18 protein-coding genes and 1 tRNA gene are annotated in these 16,356 nt (G+C 69.6%); 8 read left to right on the top strand and 11 right to left on the bottom strand.

Annotation, left to right across the window (positions count from 1 at the left end):
• The first annotated feature begins 6 nt into the window (after positions 1 to 6).
• From EKD16_RS00270 to EKD16_RS00280, 4 genes are all read left to right on the top strand, one after another.
• Positions 7 to 321 (top strand): DMT family transporter, encoded by a 315-nt coding sequence (locus tag EKD16_RS00270; RefSeq protein WP_131096523.1) that lies wholly within the window; start codon positions 7 to 9, stop codon positions 319 to 321.
• A 474-nt stretch (positions 322 to 795) separates the two neighbouring features.
• Positions 796 to 1,560, top strand: a complete 765-nt coding sequence (locus EKD16_RS00275; RefSeq protein WP_242677159.1) for a helix-turn-helix domain-containing protein — start codon at positions 796 to 798, stop codon at positions 1,558 to 1,560.
• Positions 1,561 to 1,773: 213 nt separating this feature from the next.
• Positions 1,774 to 1,893 carry a DLW-39 family protein gene (locus EKD16_RS25920; protein WP_217783044.1) on the top strand — a complete coding sequence of 40 codons (120 nt, stop codon included), beginning with the start codon at positions 1,774 to 1,776 and terminating at the stop codon, positions 1,891 to 1,893.
• Between the two features lie 207 nt (positions 1,894 to 2,100).
• A tRNA-Ala gene (locus EKD16_RS00280) sits at positions 2,101 to 2,173 on the top strand.
• A 673-nt stretch (positions 2,174 to 2,846) separates the two neighbouring features.
• Here the strand turns inward: EKD16_RS00280 and EKD16_RS00285 are convergent.
• The 4 genes from EKD16_RS00285 to EKD16_RS00300 all read right to left on the bottom strand — a co-directional run bounded on the left by EKD16_RS00285 (position 2,847) and on the right by EKD16_RS00300 (position 4,738).
• A complete protein-coding gene (locus EKD16_RS00285; RefSeq protein WP_131096525.1) occupies positions 2,847 to 3,248 on the bottom strand; it encodes a DMT family transporter in 402 nt (133 codons plus the stop codon).
• A 64-nt stretch (positions 3,249 to 3,312) separates the two neighbouring features.
• Positions 3,313 to 3,633 carry a DMT family transporter gene (locus EKD16_RS00290; RefSeq protein ID WP_131096526.1) on the bottom strand — a complete coding sequence of 107 codons (321 nt, stop codon included), beginning with the start codon at positions 3,631 to 3,633 and terminating at the stop codon, positions 3,313 to 3,315.
• A gap of 38 nt (positions 3,634 to 3,671) precedes the next feature.
• On the bottom strand, positions 3,672 to 4,148 hold the full coding sequence (locus EKD16_RS00295; protein WP_131096527.1) for a deaminase: 477 nt from the start codon (positions 4,146 to 4,148) through the stop codon (positions 3,672 to 3,674).
• A complete protein-coding gene (locus tag EKD16_RS00300; protein ID WP_131096528.1) occupies positions 4,145 to 4,738 on the bottom strand; it encodes a DsbA family oxidoreductase in 594 nt (197 codons plus the stop codon). Before EKD16_RS00300 ends, EKD16_RS00295 begins: the two co-directional genes overlap by 4 nt.
• Positions 4,739 to 4,851: 113 nt before the next feature.
• On the opposite strand from EKD16_RS00300, the gene EKD16_RS00305 reads away from it, so the two are divergent.
• Entirely contained in the window at positions 4,852 to 5,214 is a 363-nt protein-coding gene (locus EKD16_RS00305) for a MerR family transcriptional regulator (protein WP_131096529.1), read from the top strand.
• A 50-nt stretch (positions 5,215 to 5,264) separates the two neighbouring features.
• Here EKD16_RS00305 and EKD16_RS00310 read toward each other — a convergent pair whose 3' ends face one another.
• Positions 5,265 to 5,777 carry a GyrI-like domain-containing protein gene (locus tag EKD16_RS00310; RefSeq protein WP_131096530.1) on the bottom strand — a complete coding sequence of 171 codons (513 nt, stop codon included), beginning with the start codon at positions 5,775 to 5,777 and terminating at the stop codon, positions 5,265 to 5,267.
• Positions 5,778 to 6,161: 384 nt separating this feature from the next.
• Between EKD16_RS00310 and EKD16_RS00315 the strand changes: the two genes are divergently transcribed.
• Positions 6,162 to 6,797, top strand: a complete 636-nt coding sequence (locus EKD16_RS00315; RefSeq protein WP_165498460.1) for a DUF1707 and DUF4870 domain-containing protein — start codon at positions 6,162 to 6,164, stop codon at positions 6,795 to 6,797.
• Positions 6,798 to 6,930: 133 nt separating this feature from the next.
• Here EKD16_RS00315 and EKD16_RS00320 read toward each other — a convergent pair whose 3' ends face one another.
• A complete protein-coding gene (locus EKD16_RS00320) occupies positions 6,931 to 7,530 on the bottom strand; it encodes a hypothetical protein (protein ID WP_131096532.1) in 600 nt (199 codons plus the stop codon).
• A 314-nt stretch (positions 7,531 to 7,844) separates the two neighbouring features.
• Here EKD16_RS00320 and EKD16_RS00325 point away from each other — a divergent pair, with 314 nt between their 5' ends.
• Both EKD16_RS00325 and EKD16_RS00330 read left to right on the top strand, forming a co-directional pair.
• Positions 7,845 to 8,372, top strand: a complete 528-nt coding sequence (locus tag EKD16_RS00325; RefSeq protein ID WP_131096533.1) for a peptidylprolyl isomerase — start codon at positions 7,845 to 7,847, stop codon at positions 8,370 to 8,372.
• 14 nt (positions 8,373 to 8,386) lie between these two features.
• Positions 8,387 to 9,271: a rhomboid family intramembrane serine protease gene (locus tag EKD16_RS00330; protein ID WP_131096534.1), complete on the top strand. Its 885-nt coding sequence runs from the start codon at positions 8,387 to 8,389 to the stop codon at positions 9,269 to 9,271.
• A gap of 254 nt (positions 9,272 to 9,525) precedes the next feature.
• On the opposite strand, the gene EKD16_RS00335 is transcribed toward EKD16_RS00330, so the two are convergent.
• From EKD16_RS00335 to EKD16_RS00355, 5 genes are all read right to left on the bottom strand, one after another.
• A complete protein-coding gene (locus tag EKD16_RS00335) occupies positions 9,526 to 9,780 on the bottom strand; it encodes a cell division protein CrgA (RefSeq protein WP_131096535.1) in 255 nt (84 codons plus the stop codon).
• Between the two features lie 239 nt (positions 9,781 to 10,019).
• Positions 10,020 to 11,807: a Stk1 family PASTA domain-containing Ser/Thr kinase gene (gene pknB, locus EKD16_RS00340; RefSeq protein WP_131096536.1), complete on the bottom strand. Its 1,788-nt coding sequence runs from the start codon at positions 11,805 to 11,807 to the stop codon at positions 10,020 to 10,022.
• An 84-nt stretch (positions 11,808 to 11,891) separates the two neighbouring features.
• Complete coding sequence (locus EKD16_RS00345) at positions 11,892 to 13,466, bottom strand: serine/threonine-protein kinase (RefSeq protein WP_131096537.1); 1,575 nt, start codon at positions 13,464 to 13,466, stop codon at positions 11,892 to 11,894.
• Positions 13,463 to 14,905: a peptidoglycan D,D-transpeptidase FtsI family protein gene (locus EKD16_RS00350; RefSeq protein ID WP_131096538.1), complete on the bottom strand. Its 1,443-nt coding sequence runs from the start codon at positions 14,903 to 14,905 to the stop codon at positions 13,463 to 13,465. The genes EKD16_RS00345 and EKD16_RS00350 overlap by 4 nt, the downstream gene beginning before the upstream one ends.
• Positions 14,902 to 16,278, bottom strand: coding sequence for an FtsW/RodA/SpoVE family cell cycle protein (locus EKD16_RS00355; protein WP_131101832.1), 1,377 nt, complete (start codon positions 16,276 to 16,278; stop codon positions 14,902 to 14,904). Before EKD16_RS00355 ends, EKD16_RS00350 begins: the two co-directional genes overlap by 4 nt.
• Between the last annotated feature and the right edge of the window lie 78 nt (positions 16,279 to 16,356).

A 16,356-nucleotide genomic window follows, 5' to 3' on the forward strand; every position in this document is an offset into this window, starting at 1 on the left:
GGCATCATGGCCTGGCTGCTGCTTGTTCTGTCCGGTCTGCTGGAGAGTGTCTGGGCACTCGCGCTGTCCGCGTCACACGGTTTCACCCGGCTCTGGCCGTCGTTGATCTTCGCCGTCGGTCTCGCCTTGAGTATGTCCGGTCTGGCGTTCGCGCTGCGTTCGATCCCCGTCGGCACCGGTTACGCGGTGTGGGTGGGCATCGGTGCTGTAGGCACCGCCGTGGCCGGGATGGCCTGGTTCGGCGAGAGCGCCAGCGTGGCCAAGGTCGTCTGCCTGCTGCTGATCGTCAGCGGAATCGTCGGCCTCAAGCTGCTGCACTGACACCGCAGACGCAGACGCAGACGCAGACGCAGACGCAGACGGGGCGTGGGCGGCCGGGTAGCTGTGGGCGAACCCGGCCGCCCTTCCGCCACCTGACCAGCTCAGACTCGGCGCATTCGGCTGTGCGAGTGAACGGGATCCGGTCTGAGCCGAATTCCCGCAGCGGCTTGCGGTTTCGTGCCGCTTCTCCTGCCGGCTGCGGTGGCCTCCCGCGCGAGGGCTTGCGGAATCCCCGCTGGTCGCGGGCTGCCACGTTCGCCACGCCCGGGAACAGGGCCGCATGGACGATCGGGAGCCCATACGCGGGGGTTCGCCGCCGATTTGTAGAAACTCATTGCTAGAGGCTAGGTCGAGTGCTTCTCTGGAGCCACGAGGCAAGTACTCAGCGTGTACGGGACAGGCGCCATGACCAGCCCCACTGTTCGCCGCCGCCGACTCTCCGCGGAATTGCGCCGGCGCCGCGTCGAAGCAGGAATGACCCTAAGCGATGTCGCCGATGTACTCGAATGGTCCCCCGCGAAACTCGGCCACATCGAGACCGGTATCCGAAAATGGCCCTCCGTCATGGAGGTTTCCGCTCTGCTGAAGCTCTACGGGGTTACGGGGGGCCAGCGCGAGGCCGTCCTGACGATGGTCCGGGAATCGCGGTTGCGTCCCTGGTGGACGGAGTATGAGGACGTGATCTCATCGGCCTACGTCGGCAACGAGGCCGGAGCCGTCGCGATCGACACCTACGCCGGCATGCTCGTCCCGGACCTGCTGCAGGTGCCCGAATACACCGCGGCGCTGGCCCGCGCCCAGGGCCACGGCGACCTCGGCACGGAACGCACGGTGACCGCGTTCCTCAAGCGACAGGAGGTCCTCGAACGGGACAGTCTGGAGCGCTACCACGCCGTCGTCGAGGAGGACGCGCTGCGCCGGGTCAGCGGCGATTCCGCCCTCCTGCACGCCCAACTGCGTCGCATCGTCGATCTCGGGCGAAACCACGACCGCGTCGTGATCCGGCTGCTGCCCACGTCCGCGGGACTGCACGCCGGAAGCGCGGGTCCCTTCACCGTCCTGGAGTTCGACGAGGGAGAGGCGTCGCTGGCGTTCGTCGCGGCCACCCACGGCGGCGGGATCGTCGAGTCGGAGGAAGGGGTATCCGCCTGCCAGAACGTCTGGCGGCGCCTGGTCGGCGCCTCCACATCACCCGAGGCCACCGCCACCACTCTCAATCGGCTCGCACTGCTGACCTGAACGGGCCCGAAACCCCGGCCGCGTCGGGCGGGAACCGCGCCGCCGGGTTGCTAGTCTGCTGTGGAGACAACCCCATAAAGTTCTCTAGTGGCGCCTTCCGCGCAGCAGGCGGGGAACCCGGCAGGAAGCCATCCCGACCGTCCTCTCCGGCCCAGCGGCGGCAGCGCGTTCGTCCCGTAATCCGTATCCGAGACCGAAGAAGGGGTGCACACCATGAAGAAGATCATCGTTCTCGTGCTGGTGGCCCTCGGTGCGTTCGCCGTCTACCGCAAGATTCAGGCCGACCGCGCCGAGCTCGACCTGTGGACCGAGGCCACGGCCGGCGACAACTAAGCCGGAACCGATCCCACCAGCCACGGCGCGTCCACGCGTGCCGGTGGCTGATTTCGGCGTACCCGGAGACGTGGGCGGACGTCGTCCCCTGCGGCCCCCACGCTTCTGGGCCGACACGCGAGCGGTGCCGCCTCCGCCCCGAGCACTGCGCCGGAAAAGAGCGACCGGCACTGCCCGCCACACGGTATGATCGTCACTGATCAAACCGGGGCCATAGCTCAGCTGGCAGAGCGCCGGTTTTGCATACCGGAGGTCAGGGGTTCGACTCCCCTTGGCTCCACGAAAGAAGTCGCAGGTCACGCGACTAACGACGGCCGCCCGAGGTTCGCCCCCGGGCGGCCGTTGTGCGTCCGGTGCACAGGCCATCCTGACCGGCGGGCACCCGGTGTGCCGGTCGCGGGCTCGGCCCCCTCTGGCGTCGTCGCCGCTCCCTCTTTAGGCCCGCGATCTAAGTGACACGCACGTCTGACCACCAGCCGTCTTCAGTGCCCGCACCCAGAAGCTCCTCGTGGATGACGCCGGCAAGGTGGTCGCGGGTGGACGGGTCATCGTCGTCGAGACCGTGCATGGCTCGGTACCGAGCCTCCTCACTGGGGGTCAACGTGAGGGCGATTCGGAAATGGTAGGTCGGCATCGGCCCTCTCAAGCGGACTGAGGGGATTGGACGCGACTCGCCCCGGTGGGGCGGGTGCGATTCGCTCGATCGGTCGGCGCGGGGGCGTGGAGGCGGTGGCGGGAGTCGGGGCGGGGACGCAGGGCGGTGCGCGAGCACATCCGGCACGGGCAGTGGTGCTGCGGTGCGTTCGTCGTCATGTTTCCCATTCTGGTCGGTGCCACCGACAAACAGCCTGAGTACCGGTACCCAGCGTGGCTCGGCGTCCCCCGCTTCCTCCGCGGCAGGGGCGCCGGTTGCACGCCTCCTGCCGAGTGAGCCGCGATCGATGCGCAGGGAATCAGACGGGTTTCGAGACCGGTTTCTTCGGGCCGTCGGCGAGCTTGAGCCAGATGACTCCGGCGATGACCACGGCGAGCCAGAAGGCCTTGGCGGCGGTGAAGGTCTCGTCGAAGAAGAGCGGCCCGAGGAGCGCCGCGCCGACGGCGCCGACGCCGGCCCAGACGGCGTAGCCGATGCCGACGTCGATGGTGCGCAGGGCGACGCTGAGGGCGAAGAGGGTCAGGAGGAAGAAGACGACGGCGATCAGAGACCAGGTCGGGCTGGTGAAGCCGCGGCTGCCTCCGACGGAGAGGGCGTAGCCGACCTCGAAGAGCCCGGCGAGGAGGAGGACGAGCCAGGCGCGGACGGAGGTGTCGTGGTCTGCGTTCGTAGCGGCTTCGGTGCGCGTGTCGTTGGACATGTCGGGCCTTTCTGGCGGCGCGTTTCCGGGGCGTGGCAATGCGGGGTTCTTGTGGAGTGGAATGTCAGGCGGCTCCACTGAGCTGGAGTCCGACGACGCCCCCGATGACGGCCGCGATTCCGAGCAGCTTGCGCCAGTCGAGGCGCTGGCCGAAGAGCAGGGCCCCGAGGATGACGATTCCGACGCCCGCGACAGAGGTCCAGATCGCGTAGCCGACGCCGACATCGAAGGTGAGCAGGGCCAGGCTGAGGAAATAGGTGGCGATGCCGCCACTGATCAGGGTTGCGGACGTCCACCCGGGGCGGGTGAAGCCCTGGGCCTTGCCGGCGGATACGGCGACGGCGATCTCGAATACGACCGCGACACCGAGGAAGAGCCAGTGCATGGTCAGTCCTTTCGTGAGGTGCGGATCCCCGCGGAGGGCTAAGGGCGGTGGAGGTCGGCGTACCGGGTGAAGGGCGCCTCGCCGTGCTCCACGGGCAGGTGACGGGCTGTCTGGGTGACGGGCGATTGCCCGGTACGCAACGCCGCATAGCTCGCCCGGTAGTCGAAGCCGTACTGGGCGGCGGTGTGGCGATCGACGGCGAAGTCGACGGCTTCAACGCCGTGATCGGCGGCGAAGCGATAGCACAGGCCGCACGGCTCGCCCGTGGCAAGGAGCGTCGCTCCGGCCAAGTCGGCTGTTCGCAGGTCGCGCATGGCCTGGCGCATCGCGACGATTTCGGCGTGTGCGCTGGGGTCGCCGGTCTCGCGGACCCGGTTCACCTCCGGCTCGGTGGAATAGCCGTCGCCCATGACGATTCGGCCCGCGAAGGGCAGTCCGCCGGTCTCGACGCGGCGGATAGCGGTCTGAACGGCGTGCGCCAGCAGTGTCTCGAGGTGGCCGGTGGGCCGCTTCATGCGCCCGCCTCGTCGAGCGCCCGGCGGATGACGCCTTCAGCCGCGACGCCTTCGATGCGGCGGGCGCCGATCAGGATGGTCGGTACGACCGCGATGTCCGCCTGCGCTGATTCGGCCGACGCCCGGCGGTGTCGTTCGGCGTACTCGGGCTGATCCAGGGCCGCACTGTATGCGGTCCCGTCCAGCCCGATCTCCGCGGCAAGACGCGCAAGGACGCCGCGGTCGCCGATGTCGAGGTCCTCCTGGAAGAAGGCCGACATCAGGCGCCGGTGATAGGCGTCGCCCACTCCGTGGTCAGCGGCGAACTGGGCGCCGCGGAAGGCCGGACCGGTGTAGGGCTGCGGCGAAACGGTCGGCAGGCTCATCGCGACGCCGTATCGCCGCGCCATCGGGTAGACGACGCGCTGCCAGATGTCCGGCAGGTAGGCGTCTTCGGGACGCAGCGTGGGTGTCGGGTACGGGCGCAGCTCGTGCGGGTGGTGCACGACCTCGACATCGCTGCGGCCGTCGATCGCCCGGTCTATCAACTCATCGGCGATCAGGCAGAACGGGCATACATAGTCGGACCAGACATGGATTCGGGTAGGCATCACGACTCCGGTCGGTCGGCGCCCCTGGTGGGCGCTGCCCGCCAACCGTGGAACTTCACACCGGTGTCAAGTGCAATGGTGGAAACACCGGCACGACTACGCCAGGAGGTCCGATGCTCATCGGGAAACTCGCAGAGGCCAGCGGAGTCAGCCCGCGCTCGTTGCGGTATTACGAGGAGCAGGGACTGATCCGGTCGGATCGCACGTTCGGGGGCTGGCGCGACTTCGACCCTTCCACGGTCGAGCGCGTCGTGATGATCCAGCACCTCTTCGCCGCCGGGCTCAGCAGTCTTACCATCGGGGAGCTGCTGCCTTGCCTCGAAGCGTCACCGGAGGAACGCACCGGAGTGATGGAACGGCTCCTGGCCGAGGAGGTCGAGCGTCTGGAGGCCAAGCGTCGCGACCTCGATCGAGAAATCGACACCCTCCAGGCCCTGCGGAGCGACGTCGCCCTGCCGGATCGCACCAACCACTGATCAGCCTTTTCGAACCCGCGCGGTCCGGCTGACGGTGGACGACGCCCTGTTCAGCCCGCGCAGGTGTCGGCGTTGCGCACCAGATAGGCGATCTCGACCTCGCAGGCGTCCTTGCGGGCGCGCACCGGGTCGCTCAGATAGAACTCGAAGCGGCCGCCCCATACCTCGTTAGCGCCTGTGCCGCGGTGTATCCACGCGAGGCCCTGCCCGGCCGCCCAATCCTGGAGCACCTCGTGGGCGCCGTCGATGCGTTCGGGATCGCCCTTGTGCACCAGGGTGACGTAGTCGCCGCCGGGCAGGGTGCCCGGTACGACGCGGCCGTCGCCGACCGGGACGCCGTTGACCGGGGCGCCGACCTCCATGATGTGTTCGCGGTCGCCGCCCCCGATGACCCAGTAGCGGAAGAACGGGGGCCCTGCGGGGGAGAGGCACTTGGCGCCCAGCCAGTCCTGGACCTCGGTGACGAGCGCGGCCGCCTTGCCCCACTCCCGCGGCGTAACCTTCGTCGGGATGGCGACGTAGGGCTGCTCCGCGCGCACCTCGTGCTTGGGCCCGCTGGTCATTGTCTCCCCCTCGGCTCTGCTCTACTACACCCCCGCCGCGCCGTCCCCCGGCGGCCACGGTGACCTCCCAACTCTCCCCGGTCGCAGTCCCGATCGCCCGCAAGGACACGGCGCAGGCGGCAACCCGCGGACCGATCGGCGCGCCGCGTGCGCCTGAGAGTCGCGCGTCCCGGCGCGTGGTTGGGGCCGGAAGCGGTTGCCCGGATCACAGGCGCATCCGCCGAACGGCGCATAGTCTGGGAAGCCGAAGGAACCATCCCCGGGGTTCCGGGAACCAGGGGAGCTTCAGGGGCTTCCCCCATATCGTGCGCGGCGAACGAGGCGCATGATGGATGGTGAAGGACCCGGGTGCCACCGGGGCGGCCGAGCTTCGAGGAGTTGAGGGTGGCTGTGCACGAACCGCCGTCTCCACCGCCGACAGGCGGAGGGTGGGGGCCGTTCCCCGAGCGCCGCCGGACCGGCGGCGGGGAGCTGCGGCTGACCCACGCCGACCGCGACTCCGCGGTCGAGACCCTCCGGGAGGCCTACGCCGCCGGACAGCTGGACGAGTCCGAGTTCGAGGAGCGGCTCGGTCTCGCCATCAACGCCAAGTTCCCGTCCGAGCTGGAGCCCCTGTTCGCCGATCTGGTGCGCTCGGGGTCGCGGGCAGCCGGGAAGACCACCGCCGGGAAGACCCCGGTCGTCGACGACGGACCGGTCTCCGCGGCCGACCGCCTGATGGCCGGCGTCGGTCACGTCTCCGGCTATCTCAGCTTCGTCGGCCCGCTGGTGATGCTGCTGGCCAGCAAGGACGCCTCGCCCTTCGTGCGCCGGCACATCACCGAGGCGCTGAACTTCCAGCTGACGGTCACTGTGGCCACGCTCACGGGCATGGCATTGATCTGGCTGTTCCTGCCCATTCTCGTAGTCGTCGTCGCGACCGTGGGGTGGATGGTCCTGCCTGCGGTCGCCGGCCTCAGCGTGCTGGTGGGCGGCGATATGAAGTACCCCCTCACCTGGCGGCCGGTCCGCGACCAGTAGGCGTCCTCTCCCGAGCCACGCAGCCGGGCTCGGGCGTGCCGCTCAGCGCGGCCGTGGCCGATACGAAAACGGTGGCCCCGCCGGATCGGCGAGGCCACCGTTGCTGTAGCCGGGGCATCGGCCCCGGCGGCCATCACTGCGAGACGCGGCCGTTGAGGTCGCTGGCGGCCTGCTTGGCCCCCGAAGCGGTGGTCTCCTTGGCCTCCTCGGCGTCGCCCTTGAGCTCCGAACCGGTCCCGGCGACCTTGTCCTTGGCGCCCTTGGCCTTGGCGGCGAGCTGGTCGCGGGTCTCGCGGACCTGGTCGCGCGCCTGGTCGAGGTTCTCCTGCCATTCCGCGTCCTGGGCGGCCTGGCGCAGCCGCACCACGCCGTACACCGCAGCGGCGCCCGCGGCGGCCACACCGGCGAAGAGCAGGGTGCGCGGAACGCGGCGGCCGGCTCGGCGCGCCAGCATTCCGCCGCGCTTGGTCTTGCGGGGCTCGACCCGGTTGGCCGCGTAGCTGAGGAGGTCTGCCACGCGGGGCGCGACGGTGTCCTCGACGCGATGCGCCGCGGTCTCCAGGCGAGGAGCGGTCCAGCCGCGGGCCTGGAGGAAACGCTCGGCGGCGTTGGCCCGGGCCAGGTCGGCGTAGGGACCGAACCGGTCGGACTGTTCACGTGCGAGCTGCTGCAGTCGGGCCAATGCCGCCTCAGTCTCGAAGCCGCCCTGGTGGCGCTTCTGTGTTCTGGGCACGGTCGACCTCCTTTACTTTCAGTCTCAGGGTGCCCCTGCCCGCTTGCGGGCGGCCTATTCACGTGGCTGTGGCCACATGCGGCGCCGACCGCGTCTCATCAGGGCTTTTGCGGCGTTATTCGCCTGTTATCACCAACATACTTCTCATTCGTCTCGGTGGCCGCGGTCCGACACGCGCCGACCGGAGGCGGCCACCCGCCGGTTCCGGAGAGGGGCGCACAGCCCGCGCCGGCAGGGCATCGGGCGGGAACGCGGTCGGGCCACTGCGGGTAACGTGGACCGGGCAAGCGAACACAACGGAAAGGCACACCCAGGTGTCCGAGGTCAACGGTCAGCCCCGCGCGCGGCTGAACACCACCCAGGGGACGATCGTCGCCAAGCTCTTCGCGGAGCAGGCCCCCGAGACGGTAGAGAACTTCATCGGCCTCGCCGAGGGGACCAAGCAGTGGATGGACCCCAACACTGGCAAGCCGAGCACGGAGCCGCTGTACAACGGCACGATCTTCCACCGGGTCATCGACGGCTTCATGGTCCAGGGCGGCGACCCGCTGGGCAACGGCCGCGGCGGCCCCGGGTACAAGTTCTCCGACGAGTTCCACCCCTCGCTGAAGTTCGACCGCCCCTACCTGCTGGCGATGGCCAACGCCGGGCCCAACACCAACGGCTCGCAGTTCTTCATCACGGTCGGCACCCCCGACTGGCTGAACAACAAGCACACGATCTTCGGCGAGGTCGTTTCGGGCACCGAGGTCGTCGACACGATCTCCAAGGTCGCCACGAACGCCCAGGACCGCCCCCAGAGTGACATCACCGTGTCCTCCGTCGAGATCGAGCGCTCCTAGCGCGGCGGTTGCACATGAACTCCACTCCCGATGACGGCACCGGTACCGGCGCCGCGGCGGTACCCACGTGCTACCGGCACCGCGACCGCGAGACGTACCTGCGGTGCTCCCGGTGCGACCGCCCGATCTGCCCCGACTGCATCCGCGAGGCGCCGGTCGGCCAGCACTGCCCCGAGTGCGTCGCCGAAGGCAACCGGAGTGTGCGGCGCTCGCGCACCGTGTTCGGCGGCCGCATCGCCACTCGGCCGGTCGTGACCTGGGTGCTGCTGGGCCTGATGGGAGCGGGGTTCGTGGCTCAGCTGGGCGCACCTTGGCTGGTATCCGCCTTCGGCATGTACGGCCAGTCGGTTGTGTACGGCGGGGAATGGCACCGGCTCATCACGTCGGCGTTCCTGCACGGCGGCGTGCCCCATCTGCTGTTCAACGGGCTGGCGCTGTACGTCGTGGGGCGGCAGGTCGAGACGGTGCTGGGCCACGCTCGCTACGCGGTGCTGTGGGTGCTCAGCGCTGTCGGCGGGTCGGCGCTGAGCATGGCGGTGGTGCCGGACCAGCTTTCGGTCGGCGCCTCGGGCGCCATCTTCGGGCTGTTCGGCGCCGTCTTCGTGATCGGCCGCCGACTGCAGCTCGACACCAGGTTCGTCGTCGGGCTGCTCGTGGTGAACCTGTTGATCACCTTCCTGGTGCCCAACATCTCCTGGACCGGCCACATCGGGGGCCTGGTCACCGGTTCGCTGCTTGCGCTCGGCTACGCCTACCTGCCGCTCGACGCCAACCGGGTCGGCGCCGACCGGCAGCGCCGACAGGCCGTCACGCACGCGCTGGCCACGTCGGGTGTGGCCCTGCTGGTCGCCGCAGTGGCGGCCGTCGCGTTCGTCCTGGCGGGCGCACAGCCGATCTAGCCAGCTCCGCGGTACCGCGCGCCGCGCCCCACTGGCGCGGCGCGCCGGGTACGCGACACGGAAGACGGCCGCCGGGCGAGCGCCGCGGCCCGTGTGCATCTGCGCCTCGGCGGTCCGGTGGCGACTCGGCGCGGCGGCGTTCGGGCATACGAAACACAGCTACCCACAGCCTGTGGATAACTCTGTGGACAGCCTCTCTGACCGCTTGTGGAAAACCCGGGCGCCAGGCGTCGCCGCCTGCGTCCCGCCCGGTATCAGTGCCAGCGCGTACTCAGAATGAGCGCCAGGATGATCCCGCCGAAGCCGATGGCCAGGTTCCAGTTCCCCAGGTCACTCATGTAGGGGATCATCGACCCGGCGATGTAGTAGACCGCGATCCACAGCACGCCGACGACCATCACCGCGATCAGCGACGGCAGTACCCAGCGCGGGCTGACCTTGGGCCTGGCCGCCGACGGCGGGGGTGTGTAAACGGCCTTCTTCTTGCGATCGCTGCGGGACTTGGGCACGGTCGCTGCTCCAAAAACGAATCGGCCGGGAACTGACGGTCTCGGTACTTCCAGTCTACGCCCACTACGGCGATTGCGGGACGCCCGCAACCGCGGTGGTTCCGGGCGAAGCCCGAATGGCCTGCACGAAGGCCGCGAATGCCGTTGCGGAACCGGGCCGGATCGGTGCTCGGCGGATCAGAGCTCCGATCCGGCCCCGCTGCGACGTGCGGTGAGACACCCGCCGCATCCCGGCGAGGTCAGTCGCCCTCGCCGCCGCCGAACGGGAAGTCGCCCGGGAACCCGGGCGCCGTGGGCTGTCCCGTGGCCGTCGGGGTCGGATCCGACGTGGGAGTCGGGGACTCTTCCTCCTCCTCTTCCTCGGGCTCGGTGGCCAGCCACACGGTCACCGTGCTGCCCGGGTCGACCTCGGTGCCGGCCGCGGGGTCCTGGCGGGTCACCCGACCGGGCTCGACATCCTCACTGGGCTCCTGCTGGAAGCTGGGCGTGAGCCCGACATCGCTCAGCGCGCTCTGCGCCTCTTCCTGCGTCATGCCGCTCACGTCGGGCACGCCGGTCTGTTCGGGCCCGGTGGAGATGACCAGATCGATCTGGCTTCCGGGGTCGGCGGACTGGCCGCCGGGCGGGCTGGTGCGGATCACCTGGCCCTCGTCGTAGGAGGACGACGCCTCCTCGCTGATATCGCCCACCTCGAACCCGGCGTCCTGCAGCGTCTGCGTCGCGCCGTCGCGATCCTGCCCGACGACGTTGGGGATCTCCTGGGCTCCCGGTCCGGTCGAGATCAGCAGCGTGATGTCGCTGGTGGCGCTGCGCTCCCGGCCCGCGGGCGGTTCGGTGCCGATCGCGTTGCCGGATTCGATGTCGTCGCTGTTCTGCTCATCGACGCTGACATTCTGGAAGCCCGCCTGTTCGAGCTCCTGCTCGGCTTGAGACTGCGACATGCCCTCGACCTCGGGGATCGCGACGGTCTCGGCGGGCGCCTGGGTGAACAGCCACACCGCGAAGCCCAGCGCGGCCACGACCGCGACCGCGAGCAGGATCCACAGCGCGTTGCGCCGCCCCATGCCCTCGTCGCGGTCGTCGTAGTAGTCGTCGTCGTAGTCGTCCCGGCGGCGGCGGTCGTCGACCGGCGGGAGCGCGCTGGTGGCCCCCGCGGGCGCCATGGCCATGGTGCCCGCCTCGGTGGGCATGCCCTGCAGGCCGCGCTGGATGTCCTGGCGCATCTCCTCGGCGGTCTGGTACCGCTGCTCGCGGTCCTTGGTCATCGCCCGCAGCGTGACTTCCTCGACCCAGGCGGGGACCTCGGGGTCGACCTGGGAGGGCGGGACCGGCTCCTCGCGCACATGCTGATAGGCGATGGAGACGGGCGAGTCGCCGACGAAGGGCGGACGGCCGGTGAGCAGCTCGTAGAGGACGCAGCCGGTCGAGTAGATGTCGCTGCGCGCGTCGACCCGCTCGCCGCGCGCCTGCTCCGGCGAGAGGTATTGGGCGGTACCGATGACCTGCGACGTCTGGGTCATCGTCGCCTGGTTGTCGTTCATCGTGCGGGCGATGCCGAAGTCCATCACCTTGACCTCGGCCTGCCGCGTCAGCATCACGTTGGCCGGCTTGATGTCGCGGTGCACGATGCCGTTCTGGTGGCTGTACTCCAGCGCGCGCAGGATGCCGTCGGTGACCTCCGCGCAGCGCTCGGGCAGCAGCCTGCGGTCGTCGTCGAGCAGCTCCTTGAGGGTGCGCCCGTCGACGTACTCCATGATGATGAAGGGGATCGCCAGGCCGTCGACCATGTCCTCGCCGGTGTCGTAGACGGCGATGATCGAGGGGTGGTTCAATGACGCCGCCGACTGCGCCTCGCGCCGGAAGCGGGTTTGGAACGTGTGGTCGCGGGCCAGATCGTGGCGGAGCGTCTTGACGGCCACCATTCGGTCCAGCCGCAGATCACGGGCGCGGTAGACCTCGGCCATGCCGCCCCGCCCGATGGATTGATCGAGCTCGTAGCGGCCGCCGAGTAGCCGTGGCTGAGACATGTCGTGAACTGTTCCTCGTAATCTGCGCGGGGCGCTACGGCCCCGCGGCGCCTGGCGAGTGTCGAATCGTCGCGTGGTTCCCGGTCAGTCCCCCGCCGGCTCTTCCCCGGAGCCGGAACCCCCGTTGCCGCTTCCTCCCCCGCTGCCGCCGGTGTCCGAGTCGGATCCCCCGCTACCGCCACCGCTACCGCCACCGTCACTGCCGCCGGTCGGCTGGGTCTCGCCCCCGCCGCCTCCCCCGCCGGGCTCCTCGGTCGCGGTCGAACCCGAGTCCGGGGGCTGAGCGGTCGCTCCGCCCCCACCGCCGGGGGTGCTCGTCGGTGCCGAGGTCGCCTGCTCGCTGGGCTCCGGCTGGTAGTCGGTCGACTCGTCCTGCGGAGCCGTGTAGTCCTCGGTGTCGTCGTTCTGTTCCGGGGGATCGGGCTGAGTGCCCGACGGCTGCGGAGGCGGTGAGCTGCTCTCGGACTCCTGCGGCTGCAGGTTGCCCACCCTGTCGCCTTCCGGCTCGCGTCCGCTGTAGTACTGCCCTGCCCAGACCACACCCAGCACCAGCACGGCCGTGGCCGCCACCGCGGCAAGAACCATGGGCAGGCTCACCCGGCGCTTCGGTGCGGAGGCGGGGCCAAGACTATCGGAGCCGCGGCCGCCGTCCGCGGGCGGGACCTCGCCGCCGCCGTATCCACCTGCTGCGACGGAGGAGAGCTGCTCGGGAGAGGTGGTCGACGCGCCGCCCGCGACCGTCGTACGGGCGGGGTCGGGCAGGTCCATCGCGGTCGTGGAGCCGCCCATCGCGGCCCCGATGTCGCCGCGCAGCCGTTGCGCGTGCGCCGCCACCTCGCCGGCCGAGCCCGGGCGCGCATCCGGCGCCTTCTCCAGCAGCCGCTCGACCAGCGCCGCCGCTTGGCCGGGCACGGTGTCGGGCAGCGGCGGCGGAGGTTCGCGGGTGTGCGCCAGCGCCAGCGCAAGCGGGGTGTCGGCGGTGAACGGCGGCTCACCCGCCAGGCACTCGTAGGCGACCACGCCCAGGGCGTAGATGTCGGACGAGTGCGTGGCCGGGCGGCCGGACGCCTGCTCCGGCGAGATGTACTGGGCGGTGCCCATCACCATGCCGGTCTGGGTGAGGGTCACCGACTCGTTGCCGCGGGCGATCCCGAAGTCGGTCAGTTTGACGGTGCCGTCTTTGGTGACGAGCAGGTTGCCGGGCTTGATGTCGCGGTGCACGACGCCGCGGGCATGCGCCGCGGCCAGCGCGGCCGCCGCCTGCCCGACGAGGTCGAGCGTGACGCTGGCCTCCAGCCCCTCGTTGCGCCGCAGGATCGACGACAGCGGCTCGCCCGGGACCAGCTCCATGATCAGATACGCGCGCCCGTCCTGCTCGCCGTAGTCGTAGACCTGGGCGATGCCGGGGTGCGAGAGTCCCGCCGTGATGCGGCCTTCCGTGCGGAACCGCTCGCGGGAGGTGGGCTCGGCCATCTGCGCCGGATGCAGCAGCTTGACCGCGACCTCGCGGTTGAGCAGGGTGTCTTCGGCTCGCCAGACGCTTCCCATGCCGCCCGAGCCGATCTGCTCCTCCAGCCGGTAGCGGCCGCTGAGCAGGACACCCTCCAAGGCGCCGTCGGCGCCGGAGGGGCCGGTGGAGCCCGCGTCGTTCTCGCTCACTCGTTGATCACAGCCTCCATCATGTCCTGCGCGATCGGCGCCGCGACCGCGCCGCCGCTCGCATCACCGTTCTCGACGACGACGGCGACGGCGATCTGCGGGTCATCGGCCGGCGCGAAGGAGATGAACCAGTTGTGGGTGTGCCCGGTCCCCGTCTCGGCCGTGCCGGTCTTGCCTGCGACGTCGATTCCGGAGATGGCGCCTGCCGGGCCGGAAGCCTCGTCGCCCTCGGTCACGCCGATCATCATCCGGGTCAAGTCCTCGGCGGTGCCGGAACTGACCGCGTCGGGGAAGGCGACCTCCGGCTGGGCCGCCTTCACCTCCTCCAGGTTGGAGTTCTGGATGGAGTCGATCAGGTAGGGCTTCATGACGTCGCCGTCATTGGCCACACCGGCGGCGACCAGGGCCATCTGCAAGGGGGTGGCCTGGATGTTGGCCTGGCCGATGCCGGCGCGTCCCAGGATATTGGGATCGGTCTCCAGAGGTGCCGAACTTTCGTTCACCGGCAGCGGGATCTCCATCGGCCCCTGGTTGAAGCCGAAGGCGCTGGCCTGATCGTGCAGTTTCTGCCCGCCGAGCTCGATCGCCCAATTGGCCATCGAAGTGTTGCAGGAGATCTCGATCGAGTGCGCGAGTGAGTCGGGCGCCCCGCCGTTGCACGGGCCGTCCCAGGCGTTGGGCAGCGGCTGTCCGAGATCCAGGCTCGCGGGCGCCTCCTGGGTGGACTCCGGGGTGGCGCCGTTCTCCAGCGCCGTGGCGGCGGTGACGACCTTGAAGGTGGACCCGGGCGGATAGACCTGGTTGAGTCCGCGATTCAGCAGCGGCTGCTGCTCGCTGGCCTCCAGCTCGGTCCAGTTCTGGTTGGCCTCTTCGGTGTTGGTGACGCTGGCGACGCTGTTCGGGTCGTAGGTGGGGCTGGAGTAGGACGCCAGCACGGCGCCGGTCTGCGGGTTCAGGGCGACCGCCGCGCCGTTCTTGCCCAGCGACTGCAACCCGTCCATGGCGGCCTGCTGCGCTCCGGAATCCACCGTGAGGTAGACATCGGCGCCCTTGGGCTCCTCACCGGTGAGCATGTCGCGGAAATTGTTGACCGCGAGCAGTTCGTTCGAGCCGTCCAGGAAGGAGTTCGCGGCCCGCTCGATGCCGGTGGCCGAGCCCGCGCGGAACGCGCCCACCACCGGCGCGTACATCGGGCCGTTCTCGTAGTGGCGCTGGTACCGCTCGCTGTCGCCGCCCACCGGTTCGGAGTAGGCGACCTCCTCGCTGCCCACGAGGATCGAGCCGCGGTGCTGGTTGAGGCTCTTGAGGAACTGGCGGCTGTTGTACGGGTGCTCGCGCAGGCTCTCCGCCTGGAACGTCTGGATCCAGGAGATGTTCAGCAGGAGCACCCCGAAGAGCGCCATGGTGAACAGTGCGAGGCGGCGGATCGGCTTGTTCATCGCTGGATCACCTGTGTCGCGCCTTCGTCTTGGATCGCTTGCGGGGCCGGCTTGCGTGCGTTGTTGCTCATCCGCATCAGCAGCGCGAGCATGATCCAACTCGAAAGCAGTGCGGAACCGCCCTTGGCGACGAAGGGGATGGTCGCGCCGGTCATCGGGATGACGCGGGTGACTCCGCCGATGATGACGAAGGACTGGAACCCGATCAGGAAGGAGATCCCCGAAGCGAACATCTTGATGAAGAGCTCTTTAGAGGCCAGCGCGATGCGCATGCCGCGCTCCACCAGCAGTGCTAGCGCCAGCAGGATGACCATGCAGCCGGCCAGCCCCAGCTCCTCGCCGAAGGCCATGAAGATGAAGTCGTTGTGCACCTCGGGCACGAAGCCGGGCTTGCCCCCGCCCAGGCCGGTGCCCGTCATGCCGCCCTCGGCCATCGCGAACAGGCCCTCCACGAGCTGCTGGCTATCGCCGGAGGTCTGGCAGAAGGAGTCGGGATCGGCCAGGTACTTGTCGGTGCAGAAAACGTCGGGGCGGAAGGCGTCGAGCCAGGTGACCATGCGCACGCGGAAGTGCGGGACGAGCGGGTAGATCAGCGCGCAGGCGCCGAAGAACGCCGTGAGGCCGATGGCGATCCAACTGCCGCGATGCGTGGCGACGTAGATCATCGCCAGGAACGTGCCGAACAGCATCAGCGACGTGCCCAGGTCGTTCATCAGGATCACGAGCACGATGATGCAGAAGCCCCACATGGCCGCCATGGGCGCGGTGTCGCGCATCCGGGGGAGGTCGAGGACCTTGAGCGGGCCGATCTTGATTTGCCGCGATGCCAGCGCGAGCACGTCGCGCTTGGTGACCATGTAGCCGGCCAGGAAGATCACCAGGGCGATCTTGGCGAACTCCGAGGGCTGCAGCGTGGTGAAGCCGAGATTCAGCCACTGCTGGGCACCGTTGACGGACATGCCGATGCCCGGGATCAGCGGCGTGAGCAGCAGCACCACCGCGCTCAGCGCCATGATGTAGGGGTAGCGCTGCAGCGTGCGGGGTTCCTTGAGGAAGTAGACGACCGCTGCGAACACCGCCATGCTGCCCGCGGTGAGGATCAGCTGGTTCATCGCGCTGCCGTTGGAGGTGTCGCCCGTGGCCTCGTAGAGGCGCCACAGCATGGCGATGCCGAGCCCGTTGAGCAGGGTCGCCAGCGGCAGCAGCAGCGGGTCTGACCAGGGCGCGAAGAACCGGATGAACAGGTGCGCGAGTACCGCCAGGCCGCCGAACAGCACGCCGTAGACGAACAGGCTGGCGGGCATTTCGCCGTTGCGGGTCAGACCGGCCTCGATGAGCCCGTAGAGCGTGATGCCGACGGCGAACAGCGTCATCACGAGCTCGGCGTTGCGCCGCTTGACCGGCGGCAGCTGTGTGGGGGCCTCGGGCGCAGCCCGCTCCGGGGTCGCGGT

This window comes from Streptomonospora litoralis (assembly GCF_004323735.1).
Classification (GTDB): domain Bacteria; phylum Actinomycetota; class Actinomycetes; order Streptosporangiales; family Streptosporangiaceae; genus Streptomonospora; species Streptomonospora litoralis.